The sequence below is a fragment of the Nonomuraea sp. NPDC049486 genome, from assembly GCF_040676925.1.
Lineage (GTDB): Bacteria > Actinomycetota > Actinomycetes > Streptosporangiales > Streptosporangiaceae > Nonomuraea > Nonomuraea ferruginea.
The window spans coordinates 721,783-741,691 of the sequence record NZ_JBFAPV010000003.1 but is presented as its reverse complement, the minus strand read 5'-3'; the positions used below and the strand labels follow the sequence as shown (position 1 = coordinate 741,691).

Genomic DNA, 19,909 nt, shown 5'->3' with positions numbered 1-19,909 from the left:
CCCTAACGTGATGACGACGTGGGGGTGCGCGCCTCCCAGGCACGCCAGAGCTCCGCGTACCGGCCGCCCGCGGCGACGAGCTCCCGGTGCCCGCCCTCTTCGAGGGTCCGGCCGTGCTCCAGGACGACCACCCGGTCGGCGGAGGCGGCCTGGGTCAGGCGGTGGGCGACGATCAGGGTGGTGCGTCCGCGGGTGGCCGCGGCGGCGGACTCCTCCAGCTTGCGGGCGCCGAGGCTGCCGGCCTCGGCGGTGGCCTCGTCGAGGATGGCGATCGGGGGGTCGGCGAGGATCAGGCGGGCGAGGGCGAGCTGCTGGACCTGGGCGGTGGTGAGCTCGTGCCCGCCCTCGCCGACCACCGTGCCGAGGCCGTCGGGCAGGTCCGTCGCCCAGTCCAGGGCGCCGACGGCGGCGAGCGCGGCGGCGGCCTCCTCCGGCGAGGCGTCCGGCCGCGCCAGGCGCAGGTCCTCGATGAGCGGTCCGGCGAAGACGTGGACCTCCTGGGTGATGATCGCGACATGCTCGCGCAGGCTCCCGAGCGGGAGCGCCGCTCCTCCGACGCGTACGGAGCCGCTGCCGGGCGTGAGGATGCCCGCGGCGATCGCCGCGATGGTGGACTTGCCCGCGCCCGTCGATCCGACCAGCGCGACCCGCGAGCCGGCCGGCAGGCTGATGGAGACGCCGTGCAGCACCTCGGGGGCGCCGTCGTAACGGAAGTGCACGTCCGCCAGCTCAAGGGACGCGTCTGCCGGCTCGCCCGTCCCGTCGCGGGGATCCTCCGCGGGGGCGAGGTCGATGACGCCGACGAGCCTGGCCAGGCTCGCCGCCGCCGCCTGCACCTCGTCGAAGGTGAACAGCAGCATGCCGATGGGGTTGAACAGGCGGTGGAACAGGACCGCCGCCGCCGCGCTCTCGCCGACGGTCACGTGCCCCTGGCGGACGAGGAGGAAGCCGGTGACGAGGATCGCGGCCAGGCCGAAGAACTCCGAGCGGTTGACGCGTCCGACGAACCGGGTGAACAGCGTGAAGACGGACACCGAGATGTCGCGCACCTCGTGCGAGGCGTTCCCGATGCCGTGCAGGCGCCGCTGCTCCAGCCGGTAGGCGTGCACGGTGCGGACGCCCTGCATGCTCTCCACCAGCAACTGCGAGTTGTCCGCGACCGCGCGCCGCTCCTCGGCGTACTTCGGCGCGGCGCGTGGCAGGTACCAGCGCAGCGCCATCACGTACAGCGGGATCGCGACCGCGCCGGCGAGCCCGAGCCGCCAGTCGAGCCCGGCCATCGCGGCGACGCTCACCACGACCAGCAGGAACGCGGAGATCATCGTGGGCACCACGTTGGAGGCGGCCTTGCCGATCGCGGCCGTGTCGGTGCTGACCCGTGACAGCAGGTCGCCCTTGCCGACCCGTTCCAGGGTGGTGACGGGGAGGGAGAGCGCGCGGGCCACCGTGCTTTCCCGCAGGTCGGCGAGCAGCTGCTCGCACAGTCGGCTGATCAGGTAGGTGCCTGGCCCGGCGGCGAGGCCGCCGACGAGCGCCCCCACGAGGATCACCGCGGCGACGGGGACGATCGCCGAGCCGGGAGCCTGCTCGGTGACGAGGTCGACGAGCCTGCCCAGCGCGTACACGGGCACCACCGACGCGGCGGCGCCCACGGCGCCCACCAGCACGGCGAGCGCCCCGGCCCGCCACCGCCCGCGCAGCTCCTCCCGCAGCCACGCCCATGTCCTGCGCGCGTCCGCGACGGGCAGCCGCTCGGGGCCCGTCGCCTGGTCGGAGGCCGTCATCTCAGCACCGCCCGGTTGTAGTCGTCGTCCGTCACGGCCAGGTCGGCGTGGGTTCCCTCGGCGGCGACCCGGCCGCCGTCGAGGACCACGACCCGGTCCGTCATGGCGAGCAGCGCGGGGCTGCTCGTCACCACCACGGTGGTGAGCTCCCCGGTGCCGCGCAGCGCGCGCAGGCCCCGGGCGATCTCGTGCTCGGTCACCGCGTCGACGGCGGTGGTGGGGTCGTGCATCACGAGGATCGGCGGGCGGGCCATCAGCGCGCGGGCGAGCGCGAGCCGCTGCCGCTGCCCGCCGGAGAGGCTGGCGCCGCGCTCGGCGACCAGGTGGGCGAGGCCGTCGGGATGGGCGGAGACGACCTGGCCGGCCGCTGAGGCCTCCAGCGCGGCCTCGTCCAGCGGCCCGCCCGCGGTGACGTTCTCCTCGACGGTCCCGGTGAACAGGTCGGTGAGGTGGGGTTCCACCAGCATCACCCGGCGGGCGTCAGCGGGCGTGAGCCGTGACAGGTGCGCGCCGCCGACGAGCACGCCGCCTTCGTACTCCTCCGGCGCCACCTGTCCGGAGAGGATCTTGACGAGCGCCTCACCATCGGCGGCTCGGTGGGGCACCACGCCGACGAACTCGCCCGGCCGCACCCGCAGGTCGACCCCGTCCAGCGGGCCGTACCTGAGCGTCCGCAGCTCCAGGCCGGACGGGCCCGCGACCTCCTCCGTACCCTCGGGGAGCAGCGGCTCGGCGTCCAGGACGCCGGCGACGCGGTCGGCGGAGGCCCTGGCCTCGGCCACCCAGCCGGGGACGACCGCGAGCAGGCCGATGGGCTCCATCAGGAACTGCGCGAGACCGATGACGGTGATGAGCTCGCCGACGGTGATCCGCCCGTTGAGCGCGAACCACCCGGCCAGGATCGCGACGCCGCACGCCAGCAGCGCGCCGCTGGACATGGAGGCGGACAGGTAGCCGCCCTGGGTGCGGGCCGCGCGCAGCGCCGCCCGCAGGGAGCGCCTGCTGACCTCGTCGTAGCGGCGGGCCGCCGCGCCCTCGGCGCCGATGCCGCGCAGCGGGCGCACCCCGCTGACCACGTTGGCCGCCAGGGACGTGGCCTCGCCGGCGAGTTCCTGCTGCTCGGCCACCCGCCTGGTGATCAGCGGGGTGGCGGCCTGGAGGGCGACGAGCACGACGGGCGTGCCGATCAGCACGGCCAGCCCGAGCTGCACGTCGATCACGAGCAGCGCGACGGCGCTCACCGCGGTCGCGGTCACCGCTCCGGCGACGCGCGGCACGTAGTCGAGCAGGTAGGAGGTGTTGTCGGTGTCGTTGACGGCCACGGTGAGCAGGTCGCCGGCCCGCCGGTCTGTCCTGATCCCGCGCGGGTGCAGGATCTTCGAGGCGACCTCGACGCGCAGGGTGTGCGCCTCGTCGGCGATGGCGATCATCAGCTGGCGGGCGCCGAAGCGGTAGCACATGGTCAGCGCGGTGAACAGCGCGGCCATGGCCGCCACCCACAGCAGGAGCGCGCCGCCGTCGCCCGGCCCGATGGCCTGGTCGACGATGACCCCGATGAGGATCGGCACCAGCGACTCGCACACCTGGTGCAGGCTGATCAGGCCGGTGCCGGCGCCCAGCCGGCGCCGGTTGCGGGTCACCGCGCGCCAGAGGACGCGGCGCCCGGTGATGGGGCGGGTCATGGGTCGGGTCACTGCTCGGCGGCCATGCTCTCGCGCAGGCTCCTCGGCCGCAGGTCCGTCCAGTGCTCCTCGACGTAGTCGACGCATTCCTGGCGTCTGCTCCGGCCTTCCCCGCCGAAGACGACGCGCCAGCCCTGTGGCACCTCCTTGAACGTGGGCCAGAGGGAGTGCTGCTCCTCGTCGTTGATCAGCACGTAGAAGGTGCCGTCCTCATCGTCGAAGGGGTTGTCGGACATCGTTTCTCCTGTTCGCGTGGTGGGAGCGGGGAATGACGAGCGGGGTGTGGGTCTCCGGGTCGTCGATGATCCGGCAGGGCAGCCCGAACACATCCTCGATCAGCTCGGCGGTGACGATCGCCTTGGGGTCGCCCTGGGCCACGACGGCGCCGGCCTTCATCGCGACGAGGTGGTCGGCGTACCGGCAGGCCTGGTTGAGGTCGTGCAGGACGGCCACCATGGTGTTGCGCTGCTCCCGGTTCAGCCGGAGGCAGAGGTCGAGCAGCTCGATCTGGTGGGCGATGTCGAGGAAGGTGGTCGGCTCGTCCAGCAGCATGATGGGGGTCTCCTGGGCGAGCACCATCGCCACCCAGACCCGCTGGCGCTGGCCGCCGGAGAGCGTGTCGACGAGCCGTCCCGACAGGTCGGTGACGCCGGTGGCCGCCATCGCCTTCACCACGGCGGCCTCGTCCCGCTCCGACCACTGCCGCAGCAGCCTCTGGTGCGGGTGGCGGCCGCGCGCCACCAGGTCGGCCACGGTGATGCCGTCCGGGGCGATCGACGTCTGCGGCAGCAGGCCGAGCCGCCTGGCGACCTCCTTGGCCGGGTACGCATGGATGTCCTCGCCGTCGAGCACGACCTGCCCGGCGGACGGCCTGAGCAGCCGGGTCAGCGCCCGCAGCAGGGTGGACTTGCCGCAGGCGTTCGGCCCGACGATCACGGTGAGCCGGCCGTCCGGTATCTCCAGGTCGAGGTGCTCGCTGATCGGCCGCTGCTCGTAGCCGAGCGTGAGGTCCCTGGCGCTCAGTCTCACGGTGCCGCCTTCCGCATCGGCCTGGCCAGGAGCCAGGCGAAGTAGAGCCCGCCGAGCGACACCGTCACCACGCCCACGGGAAGCTGGGTGGGCGCGAACAGCCGCTGGCCGAGCCAGTCGCTCGTGGTCAGCAGCAGCGCGCCCATCACGGCCGAGGGCGCCAGGGCGACGCCCGCCGTACGGGTGAGCAGCCGGGCCAGTTGCGGGGCGGCGAGCGCGACGAACGAGATCGGCCCCGCGGCGGCGGTGGCCACGGCGGTCAGCGCGACGCCGATGACGAGGTAGAGCAGCCGGGTCCGTTCCGTGCGCACGCCGAGCGCGGCGGCGGACTCCTCGCCCATGGCCAGCAGCGACAGGCGCGGCCCGAGAGCCAGCAGGCCCGCGGTGAGCAGCGCGACCGCGACGGCCACGGCCGGGACCTGCTCCCACGTGACCGTGTTGAGGCTGCCCTGCCCCCAGATGGCGGCGGCGACGGCGAGCTGCAGCTGGACCTTGATGACGAACCACTGGTTCACCGAGGCGAGGATCGCGCTGATCGCGATGCCCACGACGATGAGCCGGAACCCGTGGACGCCGTGCCGGTACGCCAGCAGGTAGACCACCGCGGCCGCCAGGAGTCCCCCGGCCAGCGCGCCGGCCGCGGTCTGGTGGTAGTCGCGGCCCACCAGCAGCATCGTGACCAGCACCCCGGTGTAGGCGCCGGTGTTGAAGCCGATCACGTCCGGGCTGCCGAGCGGGTTGCGCAGCAGCGACTGGAAGACGGCGCCGCTCAGCCCGAGCGCCGCGCCGACGAGCAGGGCCAGCAGCACGCGCGGCAGCCGCCACTCGACGACCACCAGCCGCGTCGCGCCGGAGCCCTGCCCGGCCAGCGCCCCGATCACCTCGCCAGGCGGCACCTCGAACTCGCCGGTGCCCAGTCCGAGCACGGCGACCGCCAGGGCGGCCAGGCCGAGCCCGGCGCAGACGAGCGCGGTACGCGCGCCGAACCGGACCGACAGCGGGCCGGGTCCCCGCGCGACCACGACCCGGTGGCCGAAGTCCACCCCGTTCACAGGCCGCTCACCGCTCTCCGCCTGATCAGCCAGATCAGGACCGGCGCGCCCAGGAACGCGGTGACGATGCCCGCCTGCAACTCCGCCGGACGGATCAGCATCCGCCCGGCGATGTCGGCGCCGAGCAGCAGGATCGGCGCGCAGATCACCGTGTACGCGAGGATCCAGCGCTGGTCGGGCCCGACGATCCGGCGGACGGCGTGCGGCACCATCAGGCCCACGAAGCCGATCGGCCCGACGGCCGCGGTCGCCGCCCCGGTCAGCAGCGTCACCGAGAGCACCGACAGCACGCGCGTCCTGACGACCCCTGCGCCGAGCGTGCGGGCGAGGTCGTCGCCCAGCGCGACGGCGTTCAGCGAGCGGGCCGCCGCCAGCGCCAGGCCCAGGCCGAGCACGACGAACGGGGCGACGGCCACGGCGATCTGCGCCGGCCGTCCGGCGAGCGTGCCGACGTCCCAGAAGCGCAGGTAGTCGAAGGCCCTCGGCTTGACCAGCCGGATCCCGGCCGAGGCGCCCGACATGACCGCGCCGAGCGCGACGCCCGCCAGCGTCAGCCGGAGCGGCGTCGCGCCGCCGCGCCCGATCGAGCCGAGCGCGTAGACGAGGACCGTGGCGAAGGCCACCCCGGCGAACGCGAACCACACGTACGACCAGATGCCGGTGAGCCCCAGCACGCCGATCGCGAACACCACGAAGAGCGCCGCGCCGGCGTTCATCCCGAGGATCTGCGTGTCGGCCAGCGGGTTGCGGGTCACGGCCTGGAGCACCGCCCCGGAGACGCCGAGCGCGGCCCCCGCCAGCAGGCCGAGCAGCGTCCTCGGCACGCGCAGCTCGCGGACGATCACGTGTTCTTCCGTGCCGGCGAAGTGGGCGAACGCGTCCCAGACCGTGCCGAGGGCGATGGTCCTGGTGCCGGCGGCGACGCTGAGGACGCACGTGGCGGCCAGCGCCGCCACGAGCACGAGCAGGACGCCGCTCCGGCCGGCGTCGCCCGCGGCGAGGCCGGCCGGCCGCTGCGCGGAGACGCCCGGCCGGCCCTCGGCGACGACCACTAGGTCGCCGCCCTGGCCCGCGGCGTGCGGTGGGCGAGCAGCGAGTCGCGGATCTCCCCGGCCCGGATCGCGGTGGTGGACAGGAGCGTCGAGGTGAGGCCGTGGGTGTGCTCGCCCGCCCCCTGGAGGTAGATGCCGGCCGACACGTTCGGGGGCGTCAGTACGCGGTAGTCGCGGCCGATCCTGACCTCGTCCTCCTCGTCGCGGAGGCAGAGCTTGGCGGCCCGGCCGAGCACGGCGCCGATGTCCTGGGGCCGGTAGCCGGTGGCGTGGACGAGCAGGTCGGCCTCGATCACCTCGCGGGCGCCGGTGGGCAGGAACTCCACCTCGACGCGGAGCCGGTCGTCCAGCGCGCGCACCTCGCGGATGCGCGAGGCGCGCAGCAGGCGCAGCCGCTCGCTGCCCCGGACCTTCTCCCGGTAGACGGTCCGGTAGAGGGACTCGATGAGGTCCATGTCCACCACCGAGTAGTTCGTGCTCCGGTGGTAGTCGAGCAGGGACTGCTTGACCTGGGGCGGGGCGCCGAAGTAGGTGTCGACGGCGGCCGGGTCGAAGATCTGGTTGGCGAAGGGGCTGTCGTCGGCCGGGGTGTAGCCGTACTTGGCGAAGACGGCGCAGATCTCCGCCTGGTCGAAGGTGCGGTGCAGGTAGTCGGCCGTCTCGGCGGCGCTCTGGCCCGCCCCGAGCACCAGGGCCCTGCGCACCCGGGTCCCGGCTTCCTGGAGTGCGCTCACGCGGGGCAGCAGTTCGCTGTTGTGCCACACCCGGTCGGAGACGACGGTCCCCGGCGGCAGGTGCGGCTCCAGGCCGGTGGCGACGCAGAGGTTGCGCGCGCGGCGGATGAAGGTGCGCTCCGGACGCTCCGGATCGCGGACGATCACGTCGAACGCGTGGACCTCACCGCCCTCCCCGGTCACCGGCTCGACGGACACCACCTCCGCCGAGTACTCGACCAGGTCGCGCATCCGCGCGGCGGCCCACTCGAAGTACGCGTGGAACTCGATGCGTAACGGGAAGAGCGTCTTGTGGTTGAGAAAGTCCACCAGCCTGCCGCTCTGCTTGAGGAAGCAGAGGAAGCTGAAGTCGCTGGCCGGGTCGCGCATGGTGACCAGGTCTTTCAAGAAGGACACCTGCATGGTCGCGTCGTCGAGGAGCATCCCCCTGTGCCAGCCGAAGTCGTGCTGCTTCTCCAGGAATCCGACGCGGAGCCGCTCGCTCTCCGGGACCCGCGCGTTGTGCTCGGCCAGCGCGATCGCCAGCGCGAGGTTGGATGGGCCGAAGCCGATTCCCAGGATGTCGTAGGTGCCGTCCGGTCCGCTCAGCAGTGTCTCCACCGAGGCATCGCCTCCCTCTGCCGGACATGCTAGATAAGGTTAGCCTAACCTTGCAAGAACCGGAGAGGGAGGCGGCCGTCAGAAGATCAGCACGGCCACCAGCGTGGAGGCCAGCAGTCCCAGCATCACCGGCAGGAACGCCTTCCGGGCCAGGTCCAGCACCGAGACGCGGGCGAAGCCCGCGACCGCGATGAGGGAGGACCAGGCGATGAGCACGCCGCCACCGGCCCAGATGGCTCCCATCTGACCGACGGCCGCCAGGGTGGCCGGGTCGACGCCCGCGGCGGGGCCCAGCGCCCCCGACAGCGAGCCTGTCAGCGGCAGGCCGGAGAACCCGGAACCGTCGAGACCGGTGATCATGCCGATGACGAGCAGGGCGAAGGCCATGAAGAAGGCGTTGGACGGGATCGCGCCCTGCGCGGCGTTCACCAGTTCGAACAGGAAGCTCGGCGCCTCGGCGCCCTCCTCCAGGCCCATGATGCGACCGGCGAAGTCGCCGTTGCCGATGAAGAAGAAGCCGGCGATCGGCAGCACGATGCCCATCGCCTTCATCGAGAACACCAGGCCGTCCACGACGTGCTCGGCGCACGCCTCCAGGCTGCCCCGGGCGTCCTTGGTGATCGAGGCGGCCAGCAGCAGGAGCGCGACCACGCCGCCGACGAGGGCGGCGGCGTCCGAGCCCACCGTCTCGGGGACGAGGCCGGTGAACTTGCCGAGCAGCATGTAGCCGACCACGGCGAGCAGGACGACCGGCACGATGACCGCGAAGGCCCTGGAGCGCCCCGCCCCGGCGCCCTCCCCGGGAGGGCCGCCGTGGCCCGGCCCGCCGTCCTGGGGGGCGGGCGCGACGGCCACCGTGGCGCCGGCCGCGGTCATCTCCACCGGCCCGGCGGCCGTGTGCGCCACCGGCACGCTGCTCCCGGCGGGCAGGCTCTGGGCGCCGGTCTCCTGGACGGTCTCGGCGGCGCTCGTGGAGAGCGACTCCCACGCCTGTAAATGGGTCATGCTCGGCCGCAGGATGTGCCTGCGGTTCATGACGTAGACGAGGACCAGCGCGACGCCGCCGGTGATGAGGGACAGCACCATGGCGCGGTCGGCCACCACGCTCGCCTCGACTCCGGCGGCGGTGGCCGACAGGCCGGGGGCGACCTGCATGACGTAGTCGCTCGACAGCGCCATCCCCTGTCCCGCGATGGCCATGGCCAGGGCGGACTGCAGGGGCGGCAGCCCTGCCCTGATGGCCGCGGGCAGCAGGATCGCGCCGATGAGCGGCACGGCGGGGGTGGGCCAGAAGAACAGGCTGATGACGTAGGTCACCGCCGCCATCACCCAGAAGGCGGTGTGCCCGTTGCGCATGACCACCCGGAAGGGCTCGACCATGCGCCGGTCGGCGCCCAGCGACTTCAGCGCGCCGAGCAGCGCGGTCACCAGGGCGATGATGAGGAAGATGTTGAACAGTTCGGCGGCGGCCGTGAGGCTGGCGCCGAAGACGGACCGGAACCCGGAGACGAGGTCTCCGGTGTATGCCCAGGCGGTGAGGAAAGTGGCGGCGACGGCGGGGATGACGATGTTCTTGCGGGCGACCATCACGCCGATGATCACTGCCATTCCCGCCAGGTAAATCCAGTGAGCGGCACCCAGTTCCATGGCACCTCCCTTTCGGTACGGCATCGCGTACCAAAGCTGCGAACTGTTGCACAGAATGTCCTGGGTCGACCCGAGGCGAACAATGAGGAAACTGCACATTAAGCGCCCGGCTGTTTGTGCAGCGTGCCGATGCGGCGGCGACCCGGAACCGGCTCACGCCCGCGTCGCCGCGCCGGGGGGCGCTTCCCCGGATGTGCAGGACGCCCAAGTTCCGCACGCCGAATCCAACACTTCCTCCATATCTGGACATTGCGGACAGGCAGACACTGTGGTTCGTGCGTTCAGAACGACAGGACTGGCAGGACCCTCCACGGGGACCGGCGGTGTCGGCAGGAGGGATGGTGGCCTCCAGCCATCCCGCCGTCAGCCTCAGCGGGGTGCGCGTGCTCCAGGACGGCGGCAACGCCGTGGACGCGGTCCTCGCGATGGCCGCCATGAGCTGGCTGGCGCTGCCGGGTCAGTGCGGCGTGGGCGGGGACGCCTTCGCCCTGCTGCGGCGCCCGGACGGCGCGGTGGTCTCCTTCTCCGGCAGCGGATACGGCCCCGACGGGGGCGCCGCGGACTTCTACCGGGCGCGCGGGCTGACCGCCGTACCGATGGAGGGGCCGCTGGCGGTGGCCGCGCCCGGCGCGGTGGCGGCTCTGGCCGCGCTGCACGGCGCCGGCGCCACCCGGAGCCTGACCGAGCTCTGGGCCCCCGCGATCGACGCCGCGCTGGGCGGGCTGCGCTGCACCGCCAAGACCAGGGCCGACATCCTGGAACACCGTGACGCCCTGGCCGCCGATCCCGGGACCGCGGCGGTGTTCCTGCCCGGCGGCGCCGTGCCGGCCGTGGGCGCCCCGATCGTCCAGGCGGAGCTGGCCGCCACGCTGCGCCGCCTCGCCGGCGACCCCGGTGACCTCTACACCGGAGAGCTGGCGGAGCGGGCCGTGTCCGCGCTGGCCGCCGCCGGCGCGCCGTTCTCCGGGATGGAGTGGGCCGAGACGGGGAAGGTCGTGCCGGGCCCGGCCCTGACCGGGCGCTACCGGGGCATGGACGTCCACCAGACCCCGCCGCCCTCCCCCGGGTGGATGGTGCTCCAGCAGGCGGGGATCTGCGACGGCACGCTGGCGGAGCTGCCCTGGCTGTCGGCCGAGGCGGTGCACTGGGCGGCGGGCGCGGCGCGGCTCGCGTTCGCCGACCGGCTGGCCCGCTGCGGCGACGGCGACGACGGATGGCGGGAGCTGCTGACATCTGGGGAGATCGCCGCCCGCCGGGCGCTGCTCGCCGCCGGGCGGCTGCCCCACCCGGTTGCCCCGGCGGTGCCGGCGGCGGGCGACACCACCTCGGTGGTGGCCGTGGACGGCGACGGGCGCGCGGTGAGCCTGATCCACTCGCTCGCCTTCACGTTCGGCGCCCGGGTCACGGTGCCCGGCAGCGGCGTGGTGCTGAACAACCGGCTGGGCCGGGGGGCGTACCTCCTGGACGGGCACCCCAACGAGGTGGCTCCCCGCCGCCGCCCGCTGCACACGCTCAACGCCTGGCTGGTCACCGACGACGCGGGCCGGCTGCGGCACGTGGGCAACACGCCCGGCGGCGACGGCCAGGTGCAGTGGAACACGCAACTGCTGTCGCACCTCCTCGACCACGGGGCGGACCCCGCGCGGGCGGTGGGCGCCCCCCGGTTCACCGTGCACCCCGGCAGCGACGCCGACACCCTGGGCAGCCCGTACGAGCTGCGGTGCGAGACCCGGCTGGGGCGGCGGACGCTGGCCCGGCTCGCCGAGCTGGGGCACGAGGTCCGGACGCAGGGCGCGTGGGGGGCGGGCGGCAGCGCCCTGGTGATCTCGATCGACGAGGAGTCCGGCGCGCTGCTCGGCGCGGCGGATCCGCGACAGGACGGAGTGGCTCTCGGTGTCTGAGACCGATATGAGTACGGGCGGAGCGGTCCCGGAAGGGCTTCCCGAGGTGCCGTGCCCGCGCGGGGCCTACGCGGCCGCGGTGAGCCAGCCGCACCCGCTGTGCCGGGGACGCGGGTACGTGCCCTGCTCGGCGCTGGTGGTGAGCGCCGGGATGACGCCCAGACGCGACGGCACGCTCACCGTGACCGGCCTGGTCGGCGGTGAGGTCGATACGGCCGCGGCCGCCGAGGCTGCCGGGCTGGCCGCGCGCAACGCCCTGGCCGCGGTGGCGGACGCGGCGGGCGGGCTCGACCGGCTGCGCGGGCTGCTCCGGCTGAGCGTCTTCATCGCCTGCGTGGACGGGTTCACGGAGCTGTCCGCGGTGGCGGACGGCGCGTCCGCCGCGCTGGCCCGTACGGCGCCGACACTCGGCACCCCCGCCCGCACAGCGGTAGGCGTACGGGCCCTACCAGGCGGCGCCCCCGTGGAGATCGAACTCACCGCAGCAGCCCAACACCTCCCGACCACGCAGAACGCCGCACCCGACACCCCCATCACGGAGGACACCGCGCCCGCCGCCCCGATCCCGCGAGACGCCGCACCCGACACCTCCATCGCGCAAGACACCGCACCCGCTGCCCCAATCACGCAGCACACCGCACCCGACACCCCCACCGCGCAAGACACCGCACCCACCGCCCTCATCCCGCAAAACGCCACACCCGACGCGCTTCCCCGGCGTGTGCCCGAGGGTGCGTGCCGGTGAGCGCGCACGAGGGTCGCAACCTGATCGGGGGCCGGTGGGTGCCCGCGCTTTCGGGTGAGACGTTCACCCGAAGGAACCCGGCGGACGTCGACGACGTGGTCGGCGCGTTCCCCGAGTCCTCCGCCGCCGACGTGGACGCCGCCGTGGCGGCCGTGGCCGGGGGCGCGGCGGAGTGGGCCGCCACGCCGGCCGAGACCCGGGCGAGGGTCCTGGAGAAGGCCGCCGACCTGCTGGAGGCCCGGGCCGCCGAACTGGCCGCGGAGATCGTACGGGAAGAGGGCAAGACCCTGGCCGAGGCGTCGGTGGAGACCCGCCGGACGCCGATGAACCTGCGCTTCCACGCCGCCGAGGCGGTGCGGATGAGCGGGCAGACCTACGCCGCCCCCGGCAGCGCCCTGGTCTACACCTGGCGGGAGCCGGTCGGCGTGGTCGGCGCGATCACGCCGTGGAACTTCCCGCTCAACATCCCGTCCAGGAAGCTCGGTCCCGCGCTCGCCGCCGGGAACGGCGTGGTGTTCAAGCCCTCGCCGCTCACCCCGCTGACGGCGCAGCGGCTGGTGGAGGCGCTGCTCGCGGCCGGGCTGCCGGCGCGCGCGCTGGCGCTGGTGCACGGCGGCCCCGAGCCGGGCGCGGCGCTGGCCGGCGACTCCAGGGTGGGAGCGGTGACGTTCACCGGCTCGACCGCGACCGGCCGCGCCGTGCACGCCGCCGCCGGGCCGTCCCGCCGGGTCCAGCTGGAGATGGGCGGCAAGAACCCGGTGGTCGTGCTGCCCGACGCGGATCTCGACCGGGCCGCCCAGATCATCGCGACCGGGGCGTTCGGGCTCAGCGGCCAGGCGTGCACCGGCACCAGCCGGGTGATCGCGCTCGGCGAGGTGTACGAGCCGCTGCTGGAGCGGGTGGCGAAGCTGGCCGGGGAACGGACCGTCGGCGACGGCCGGGCGCCGGGCGTGGACATGGGCCCGCTCGCCGCGGACTTCCAGCTCGCCAAGGTGCTCGACCACGTGCGCGCCGGCCAGGAGGAGGGCGCGGAGCTCGTCACCGGGGGCCGCAGGCTCACCGGTGACGGCCTGGAGCGCGGGTTCTTCGTGTCCCCGGCGGTGTTCGCGGGCGTGCGGCCGGACATGCGGCTGGCCCGCGAGGAGATCTTCGGGCCGGTCCTGGCCTTCCAGCGGGCCGCCGACTTCGAGGAGGCCCTGGCGCTGGCCGACGCCACCGAGTACGGCCTGGCCTCCGGCATCGTCACCCGGGACCTCGGCCGGGCCCTGGACTTCGCCAGGCGCAGCCGTACCGGGCTGGTGAAGGTCAACCAGCCGACCACCGGCATGGCGATGAACGTGCCCTTCGGCGGGCTCAAGGAGTCCGGGACGCAGACCTTCAAGGAGCAGGCCGGGCCCACGATGATGCTCTTCTACACGCAGGAGAAAAGCGTTTATCTGTCCGCGCTCGAATGAGCCGTGCAACGTGCACACGAAATCGGCGGTTCCCTGTGCCGGTTGACCGTACGAAACGAACCGCGGAATTCCTACTGTGAGACGAGAAAAGCCGTCTCGGGGAAAGGGAGACCGGAAATGCCGGAACTGCTGTCGCGGGATGATTTCCGCTCGGCCCTGGAGAACGCGATCAAGGGCCGGCAGGCCTCGAAAGCGAACTTCAGCGTCGCCTGGGCGGAGGGCAAGCTCAAGCGGGAGCATTTCGCCCGCTGGGCCGAGAACCACTACCACTATGTCGGCCCGTTCGCCGACTACCTCGCCTACGTCTACGCCAACACCCCCGACCAGTACACCGGCGCCAAGGACTTCACCCTGCAGAACATGTACGAGGAGGAGCTGGCGGACATCCGGCACACCGATCTGCTCATCAAGTTCGCGGAGGCGTGCGGCACCACCCGGGAGCGGGTGGAGGACCCGGACAACGCGAACCCGATCACCCGCGGCCTGCAGTCGTGGTGCTACGCGGTCGCGATGCGCGAGCACTTCGTGGTGGCCACCGCCGCGCTGGTCGTCGGCCTGGAGTCGCAGGTGCCGAACATCTACCGCAAGCAGATCGTCCCCCTGCGCGAGGTCTACGGCTTCACCGAGGACGAGATCGAGTTCTTCGACCTGCACATCACCTCCGACGAGGTGCACGGCGAGCGGGGCTACCAGATCGTGCTCGACCACGCCGACACGCCGGAGCTGCAGCAGCGGTGCCTGCGGATGTGCCGGTGGGGCGCCGAGATGCGCTACTCGTACACGCAGGGCCTGTACGACCACTACGTCCGGCCGGACCTCGTGGCCGCGGAGTGAGCACGCCGGCCGAGTGGGTGGAGGTCGCCTCGCTCCGCGAGCTGGAGCGGCGCAACCGCAAGCTGGTCACGGTGGGCGCCGAGCAGATCGCGCTCTTCCTGGTGGACGGCGAGGTGTACGCGCTGGCCGACACCTGCGTGCACAAGCGGCGCTCGCTCAGCAAGGGCACGCTGCTGCACGGCAGGGTGATCTGCCCGGGCCACCAGTGGTCGTTCGACCCGCGCACCGGTGAGGCCGACGGGCAGGACCGGTGCCAGCCGGTGCACGCCGTACGGGTCGATGACGGCGTGGTCTACGTGGACCCGCGGCCGCGGGCGCTGACGGCGGAGGAGAGCCGATGATCCGGTCGGTGCTGGTGGCCGGGGCCGGGCAGACGGCCGCCGTGGCGGCCCGGACGCTGCGGCGGCTGGGCTTCGATGGCCGTGTCACGCTCGTCGGCGCCGAGCCGGAACCGCCCTACCAGCGCCCGCCGCTGTCGAAGGAGTACCTGGCGGGCGAGGAGGACCGGGCGGGGCTGGACCTGCTGACCGCGCGATGGTGCGCGGCCAACGAGGTGGAGCTGCTGCTGGGCACCGCGGTGACCGCCGTGCGCGGCGCGGACCGCGCCGTGGAGCTCGCCGACGGCTCCACGGCCGCGGCCGACGCGCTGCTGATCGCCACCGGGGGGCGGCCGCGCGCTCTGCCGGGGGTGGCCGGCGACCGGGTACGGTACCTGCGCACCGTGGCCGACGCCGACCGGCTCCGCGCCGACCTGCGGCCCGGGGCCCGCGTCGTGGTGGTCGGAGCCGGGTTCATCGGCTCCGAGGTGGCCTCCACGGCGCGGGCCAGGGGCGCGGCGGTGACCGTGATCGAGCGCCTGGACCACCCGCTCGGGCAGGTGCTCGGCGAGGAGATGGGCGACGTGTGCGCCGCGCTGCTCCGGGCCGGCGGGGTGACGCTGCGCACCGGGGAGAGCGTCGTGGAGTACGCCGAGACGCCGGACGTCGCCGCCGTGCGGACCAGCGCCGGCCGGATCGTCGAGGGCGACGTGGTGGTGGTGGGCGTCGGCATGGTGCCCAACGTCGAGCCGCTCGCCGGCTCGGGCATCGACCTGGACGACGGGGTCCTGACCGACGAGTACTGCCGGACGAACGTGCCGGGCGTCTACGCCGCCGGCGACGTCGCCCGCGCCTTCCATCCCCTGGCCGGCAGGCCGGTGCGGGTGGAGCACTTCGACAACGCCAGCGGCCAGGGCGCCGCGGCGGCCAGGAACATCCTCGGCCGCGACGTCCCGTACACAGCCCCCCACTGGTTCTGGTCGGAGCAGTTCGGCCGCGATCTGCAGTACGCGGGACACGCCGAGGGCTGGGACGAGCTGGTCGTGCGCGGCTCGGCCGAGGAGTTCGACTTCGTCGCCTTCTACCTGCGCAAGGGCGTGCTCAAGGCCGCCTTCGGGATGGACCGGGGCGCCGAGGTGTCCGCGGCCCGGCAGCTCATGGCGGCCGGGGCCGCACCCGACCCCGCCGCGCTCCGCGACGAGGACACCGACCTGATCGACCTGCTCTGAGGAGAGACCATGGAATACCGGCGCGTCGCACGGTCCGGGCAGGTGCCCGACGGGCTCGTACGCAGATTCTTCGTGGACGAGGTGGAGGTCGCCGTGGCGCGCTGGGACGGCCGGGTCCACGCCATGTCCAACTACTGCACCCACCTGGACTGCCTGCTCTCCTCCGGCCGGGCCACCGAGGAGGGGCTGCTCTGCTCCTGCCACGGCAGCGTCTTCGACTACGAGTCAGGCGAGCCGATCCTGCCGCCCGCGACGCGTCCCATCAGGGTGTATCCGGTGCGCGAGGAGAACGGCGAGATCTTCGTCCTGCTTCCCGACGACGCCAAGGAGCAGGACGGGCCCAGGCGCCGGCGGCAGGCCGCCCAGGGCTGAGCCGTCAGAGGGCCTCGACGGAGTCGACGGGCGGCGACAACTCGTCGGAGAGCGCGCCGGTGACCGCCGCGAGAGTGTCGATGTGGTGCGCGAGCCAGACCATGAACTGGGCGTCGGCCGACCGGATGTCCATCCGCAGCGCCCTGGAGGCCCGGTCCAGCTTGTACAGCATGGTGTTGCGGTGCAGCTTCAGCGTCCGGGCGGCCGCGTTCAGGTTGCCCGCGGACCTGATGTAGGCGAGCACCACCTGCTCCAGGTCACCGGTCTGGCTGTGCACGCGGCGCAGCGCGTCCAGGATCTCCCTGGCGAACGCCCGCCCCTCGACGCTGGCCGCCACGTCCTTCAGCGCGGCGTGGACGCGCAGGTCGTCGTACCCGCACACGGGGGCGGCACCGGTGTGCCGGGCCAGCCCCATCGCCACCCGCGCCTCGTAGTAGCTGGCCGCCACCCCCGCCGCGCCCCGGCCCGCGCGCCCGTGGGTGAGCCGCAGGTCGTCCCCCAGGTGGGGGCGGAGAGCCCGGTGCAGCTGCCCGGCGAACTGCGCCACGGACGCCTGCCCGGCCAGCGCGTCCCCGGTGACCTGCCGGATGACCACGATGAAGGGGCCGATCGCGGCGGCCAGCGTCCGCTGGGTGTCGGAGGGCTCGACCACCTGGACCATGCGGGTCACGGCCCCCGCCCGGCGCTGGTCGCGCCGGCCGGCCGGCAGCAGGGCGCCCGCCGTCAGCACGTGCACCGCGTAGCGGCCCTCCGGGTCGAAGCCGTGGTGGCGGGCGCGGGCCTCCAGCTCGTGCGGGTCGGCGAAGCGGCCGTGCACGAGCGACTCGACGAAGTCGCCCCTGGCCTGCTCCTCGGCGGCCCGCACCGAACGCTGGCGTAACATCTCCGAGCCGGTCAGGGTGGCCCCGTGCTCGGCGATGACCCGGTGCTGGGCCAGGTCGTGGGCGTCCGGCGGCCAGACGTTCTCCACGAGCACCAGCCTGCCGTACAGGTCGCCGCCCACCACGATGGGCGCGATCAGGACACGGACCGGGTCGTCCAGCTCGCCTTCGCGCAGGTTGAGCTCCGTCAGCGTCCGGGCGCAGTCGTCGCTCTCCCGCAGGTCGGGCAGGCGTTCGGCGATGAGGTCGGCGATCCTGGCCGGTTCGGCGGCCAGACCGGCGGCGCCCGGCTCGAAGCCCGCGCAGACGAGGGTCTCGCCGTCGGCGTCCATGACCAGGACCGGGCAGCGGGCGAGCCCGGCGACCGCCCGCGCCATGGCCGGGATTCCCGACCCCCTGGCCAGCACCTCGGCCAGCGTGCGGTGCACCCGCGAGCCGTACTCCAGCACGTGAGAGGTCTGGGCCAGGGCCTTCTGCCCCACCAGACGGCTCACCGCACGGTAGTCGGCCTCCGCCGGCAGCACGAGCAGCGGGATGCGGGCCTCCTCGGCCGCCCGCGCGGCCCTGGTCAGGTCCGGGACGCGGCCCTCGGGAGACGGCCAGACCAGCAGCGCGACGGCGTCCCTGCGGGCGAGGTCGGCGACCAGCGCGCACGCCTCGTCCGGCTCGGCCAGCGCGTCCGCGGGCAGGTGGACGACCATGCCGGAGAGGTCCGGCGAGGACACCGGCCCGGCCTCCCCCAGCTCGGACAGCGGCAGGCACCAGGACGCGCTCCGGCTCAGCCCGGCCGTGCCCGCGATGACCCGGCCGCGCAGCAGAGGTTCGGCCAGAAGCGCTCGCAGGGAGATCTGCCCACTGGGGTCACGGTCCTGGGCATCGATCAGGTCGACACTGCTGGGGGACGTCTGTGCCATGTGCCCAAATCCTGTCTCGCCGGTTCGGCAGTGTGTACGTAGCCGTGGGCCACCGGCCCTCGGAGACTGACGGTGTCAACGGAGTCGCCGCGAGTCACGGGTGAGGAGGGAGGACGGATTTCCCTCATTTTCCATTTCGGGGGAACGGAAGGCAATAGCCCGATGTCAGGGACCGCGGGTCGCCGGTAAATGGCGTCGCGCCGCTTTCTCTTGTCAGACGGCCGGAATATTCATGCGGGCAGGAGCTGAAAAGGCAATGCACACGGTTTTCCGCCTCACCCTTGAGGACGCCCTCGTCATGCTGGAGGCCGCCGAACAGGAGGCCCGCCGCATCGGCGTCAAACAGACCATCTGCGTCGCCGACGACGGGGCCCATCCGATCGCCCTCCACCGGATGACCGGCGCCCGCCTCACCGGAGTGGAGATCGCGATCGCCAAGGCCTTCACCGCGGCCGGCCACCAGCGCGACACCCACCTCTTCAACGAACCCCCGAACGGCCCCGCCCTGCCCGGCAACGAGGCCTTCGGCATCAGCCACATGCACCCCGGCAGGTTCGCCGTCTTCGTCGGCGGCTTCCCCATCGTGCACGAGGGCCAGGTGGTCGGCGCCGTGGGCGTGAGCGGCGGCAACGGCGAGCAGGACAAGGCGGTGGGCGCCGCGGCACTGCGCGCTTTCCGGGAGAAGGTGGCGGCTTCGGCCCCGAATGACGGCGAACCGCCGCACGCCCCGGCTTGACCGGACCGGCGCCAAAAGGCACGCCCGGTTCTTTCTTACGCCGATTACAGATCCATTCTGTTTACCGATGATTCGCCATCTCACCCAAAGTCAGAAAGGAGAGTCCGACGGGAGTTCCGTGTAGCCCGCGAGCGTCTGGATCTGCTCCTGGGTGAGCACCCCGGAGAAGGCCCACACGTCGTCGATCACGCCGGACCAGTGCTCGCCCCAGGCACCCGCGGTCTTCGTACGGCCCAGTTGGAGCGGGCCGGTGGCGTCGAAGCCGATCGTGTGCCAGCGAGCCGAAACCCGTTCCTCGGTCTCCTCAAGCCAGCCGTTGACATACAGACGCAGGACGTCCGCGAAGGAGTCGTACACGATGGCCACATGGTCCCAGTCGAGCTGGCTCTGATAGGCGGAGTGCTCCGCCCGCTGAGCCACCGCGCCTGACGCGTCGGAGCCCGGCATCTCGACCTGCCAGCCGCCGGCGCCATCCGCGGCGGAAGGGTCATACCGCACGGTGAAGCCGCTGTTGGTGCTGCCGGCCTGAGAGAAGACGGCCGATCGGGCGGTGGGCCTGCCCGCGGCGGTCACCCAGCCGGCGACGGCGAAGCTGCGGCTGGTCGACACCACGGGCCCGGTCGTGGCGGCGTGGTCGCCGGCGCCGTCCAGCACCAGGGCGCCCATCGGGGAGCCCAGCCAGCCGGCCGCCTGATCCACGTGAGCGTCACCCCCCATGGTGAGGTGGCGGCCGTGGCCGGTGCCGTCCTGCCCGTCGGTGTTGAGCGTCCAGCGGCCGGAGAGCACGGGGTGACGGGTGAACAGGTCTGCGGCCTCCTCCGCACTGACCAGGCGGTCGTAGACCTGTACATCGTCGATCTCCCCGGGGAAGAAGTCCACTGCGGCGCCGTTGTGCTTCGCGCGGCCGATGGCCATCGGGCCGGTGGCGTTCCAGGTGACGGCCCTG

At 73.3% G+C, this 19,909-nt stretch carries 18 protein-coding genes and 1 pseudogene; 8 read left to right on the top strand and 11 right to left on the bottom strand.

Annotation, left to right across the window (positions count from 1 at the left end; all coding sequences use genetic code 11):
• Nucleotides 1-2: 2 nt before the first annotated feature.
• The 8 genes from AB0K05_RS12255 to AB0K05_RS12220 all read right to left on the bottom strand — a co-directional run bounded on the left by AB0K05_RS12255 (nt 3) and on the right by AB0K05_RS12220 (nt 9,541).
• Nucleotides 3-1,784, bottom strand: coding sequence for an ABC transporter ATP-binding protein (locus AB0K05_RS12255; protein WP_364228793.1), 1,782 nt, complete (start codon nt 1,782-1,784; stop codon nt 3-5).
• Complete coding sequence (locus tag AB0K05_RS12250; protein ID WP_271278853.1) at nt 1,781-3,466, bottom strand: ABC transporter ATP-binding protein; 1,686 nt, start codon at nt 3,464-3,466, stop codon at nt 1,781-1,783. The genes AB0K05_RS12255 and AB0K05_RS12250 overlap by 4 nt, the downstream gene beginning before the upstream one ends.
• Nucleotides 3,467-3,474: 8 nt before the next feature.
• On the bottom strand, nt 3,475-3,702 hold the full coding sequence (locus AB0K05_RS12245; protein WP_148033141.1) for an MbtH family protein: 228 nt from the start codon (nt 3,700-3,702) through the stop codon (nt 3,475-3,477).
• A complete protein-coding gene (locus tag AB0K05_RS12240; RefSeq protein WP_364228790.1) occupies nt 3,677-4,495 on the bottom strand; it encodes an ABC transporter ATP-binding protein in 819 nt (272 codons plus the stop codon). The genes AB0K05_RS12245 and AB0K05_RS12240 overlap by 26 nt, the downstream gene beginning before the upstream one ends.
• On the bottom strand, nt 4,492-5,547 hold the full coding sequence (locus AB0K05_RS12235; RefSeq protein WP_364228788.1) for an iron chelate uptake ABC transporter family permease subunit: 1,056 nt from the start codon (nt 5,545-5,547) through the stop codon (nt 4,492-4,494). The genes AB0K05_RS12240 and AB0K05_RS12235 overlap by 4 nt, the downstream gene beginning before the upstream one ends.
• Nucleotides 5,544-6,599: an iron chelate uptake ABC transporter family permease subunit gene (locus tag AB0K05_RS12230; protein ID WP_345482776.1), complete on the bottom strand. Its 1,056-nt coding sequence runs from the start codon at nt 6,597-6,599 to the stop codon at nt 5,544-5,546. Before AB0K05_RS12230 ends, AB0K05_RS12235 begins: the two co-directional genes overlap by 4 nt.
• A complete protein-coding gene (locus AB0K05_RS12225) occupies nt 6,599-7,933 on the bottom strand; it encodes a SidA/IucD/PvdA family monooxygenase (protein WP_364228786.1) in 1,335 nt (444 codons plus the stop codon). The genes AB0K05_RS12230 and AB0K05_RS12225 overlap by 1 nt, the downstream gene beginning before the upstream one ends.
• A 78-nt stretch (nt 7,934-8,011) precedes the next feature.
• On the bottom strand, nt 8,012-9,541 hold the full coding sequence (locus AB0K05_RS12220; protein ID WP_364228784.1) for a hypothetical protein: 1,530 nt from the start codon (nt 9,539-9,541) through the stop codon (nt 8,012-8,014).
• A 362-nt stretch (nt 9,542-9,903) separates the two neighbouring features.
• Here AB0K05_RS12220 and AB0K05_RS12215 point away from each other — a divergent pair, with 362 nt between their 5' ends.
• The 7 genes from AB0K05_RS12215 to AB0K05_RS12185 all read left to right on the top strand — a co-directional run bounded on the left by AB0K05_RS12215 (nt 9,904) and on the right by AB0K05_RS12185 (nt 16,432).
• Nucleotides 9,904-11,481, top strand: coding sequence for a gamma-glutamyltransferase (locus AB0K05_RS12215; protein WP_364228782.1), 1,578 nt, complete (start codon nt 9,904-9,906; stop codon nt 11,479-11,481).
• The gene (locus tag AB0K05_RS12210) at nt 11,474-12,226 is read left to right on the top strand and encodes an Atu1372/SO_1960 family protein (RefSeq protein WP_364228780.1); all 753 of its coding nucleotides are present in this window, start codon (nt 11,474-11,476) and stop codon (nt 12,224-12,226) included. Before AB0K05_RS12215 ends, AB0K05_RS12210 begins: the two co-directional genes overlap by 8 nt.
• Entirely contained in the window at nt 12,223-13,680 is a 1,458-nt protein-coding gene (locus AB0K05_RS12205; protein ID WP_364228778.1) for an aldehyde dehydrogenase family protein, read from the top strand. Before AB0K05_RS12210 ends, AB0K05_RS12205 begins: the two co-directional genes overlap by 4 nt.
• 117 nt (nt 13,681-13,797) lie before the next feature.
• On the top strand, nt 13,798-14,514 hold the full coding sequence (locus AB0K05_RS12200) for an iron-containing redox enzyme family protein (protein ID WP_271274982.1): 717 nt from the start codon (nt 13,798-13,800) through the stop codon (nt 14,512-14,514).
• On the top strand, nt 14,511-14,855 hold the full coding sequence (locus AB0K05_RS12195; protein WP_148033149.1) for a Rieske (2Fe-2S) protein: 345 nt from the start codon (nt 14,511-14,513) through the stop codon (nt 14,853-14,855). Before AB0K05_RS12200 ends, AB0K05_RS12195 begins: the two co-directional genes overlap by 4 nt.
• Nucleotides 14,852-16,060 carry an FAD-dependent oxidoreductase gene (locus tag AB0K05_RS12190; RefSeq protein WP_271274983.1) on the top strand — a complete coding sequence of 403 codons (1,209 nt, stop codon included), beginning with the start codon at nt 14,852-14,854 and terminating at the stop codon, nt 16,058-16,060. The genes AB0K05_RS12195 and AB0K05_RS12190 overlap by 4 nt, the downstream gene beginning before the upstream one ends.
• A gap of 9 nt (nt 16,061-16,069) precedes the next feature.
• Nucleotides 16,070-16,432 (top strand): Rieske 2Fe-2S domain-containing protein, encoded by a 363-nt coding sequence (locus AB0K05_RS12185; protein WP_219545305.1) that lies wholly within the window; start codon nt 16,070-16,072, stop codon nt 16,430-16,432.
• 4 nt (nt 16,433-16,436) lie between these two features.
• Here AB0K05_RS12185 and AB0K05_RS12180 read toward each other — a convergent pair whose 3' ends face one another.
• The gene (locus tag AB0K05_RS12180) at nt 16,437-18,227 is read right to left on the bottom strand and encodes a helix-turn-helix domain-containing protein (protein ID WP_148033152.1); all 1,791 of its coding nucleotides are present in this window, start codon (nt 18,225-18,227) and stop codon (nt 16,437-16,439) included.
• 256 nt (nt 18,228-18,483) lie between these two features.
• Here AB0K05_RS12180 and AB0K05_RS12175 point away from each other — a divergent pair, with 256 nt between their 5' ends.
• Entirely contained in the window at nt 18,484-18,963 is a 480-nt protein-coding gene (locus AB0K05_RS12175) for a heme-binding protein (protein WP_271274984.1), read from the top strand.
• A 90-nt stretch (nt 18,964-19,053) separates the two neighbouring features.
• On the opposite strand, the gene AB0K05_RS12170 is transcribed toward AB0K05_RS12175, so the two are convergent.
• Both AB0K05_RS12170 and AB0K05_RS12165 read right to left on the bottom strand, forming a co-directional pair.
• Nucleotides 19,054-19,662, bottom strand: a complete 609-nt coding sequence (locus tag AB0K05_RS12170; RefSeq protein ID WP_271274985.1) for a LamG domain-containing protein — start codon at nt 19,660-19,662, stop codon at nt 19,054-19,056.
• Between the two features lie 171 nt (nt 19,663-19,833).
• Nucleotides 19,834-19,878, bottom strand: a pseudogene (locus AB0K05_RS12165) (hypothetical protein); the annotation flags it as partial.
• Between the last annotated feature and the right edge of the window lie 31 nt (nt 19,879-19,909).

Bases quoted from the DNA above. Each gene is read 5' to 3' on its own strand.
- AB0K05_RS12175 (WP_271274984.1), top strand. From the start codon at position 18,484: ATGCACACGGTTTTCCGCCTCACCCTTGAGGACGCCCTCGTCATGCTG.
- AB0K05_RS12180 (WP_148033152.1), bottom strand. From the start codon at position 18,227: ATGGCACAGACGTCCCCCAGCAGTGTCGACCTGATCGATGCCCAGGAC.
- AB0K05_RS12245 (WP_148033141.1), bottom strand. From the start codon at position 3,702: ATGTCCGACAACCCCTTCGACGATGAGGACGGCACCTTCTACGTGCTG.
- AB0K05_RS12200 (WP_271274982.1), top strand. From the start codon at position 13,798: ATGCCGGAACTGCTGTCGCGGGATGATTTCCGCTCGGCCCTGGAGAAC.
- AB0K05_RS12185 (WP_219545305.1), top strand. From the start codon at position 16,070: ATGGAATACCGGCGCGTCGCACGGTCCGGGCAGGTGCCCGACGGGCTC.
- AB0K05_RS12220 (WP_364228784.1), bottom strand. From the start codon at position 9,541: ATGGCAGTGATCATCGGCGTGATGGTCGCCCGCAAGAACATCGTCATC.
- AB0K05_RS12250 (WP_271278853.1), bottom strand. From the start codon at position 3,466: ATGACCCGCCCCATCACCGGGCGCCGCGTCCTCTGGCGCGCGGTGACC.
- AB0K05_RS12255 (WP_364228793.1), bottom strand. From the start codon at position 1,784: ATGACGGCCTCCGACCAGGCGACGGGCCCCGAGCGGCTGCCCGTCGCG.
- AB0K05_RS12190 (WP_271274983.1), top strand. From the start codon at position 14,852: ATGATCCGGTCGGTGCTGGTGGCCGGGGCCGGGCAGACGGCCGCCGTG.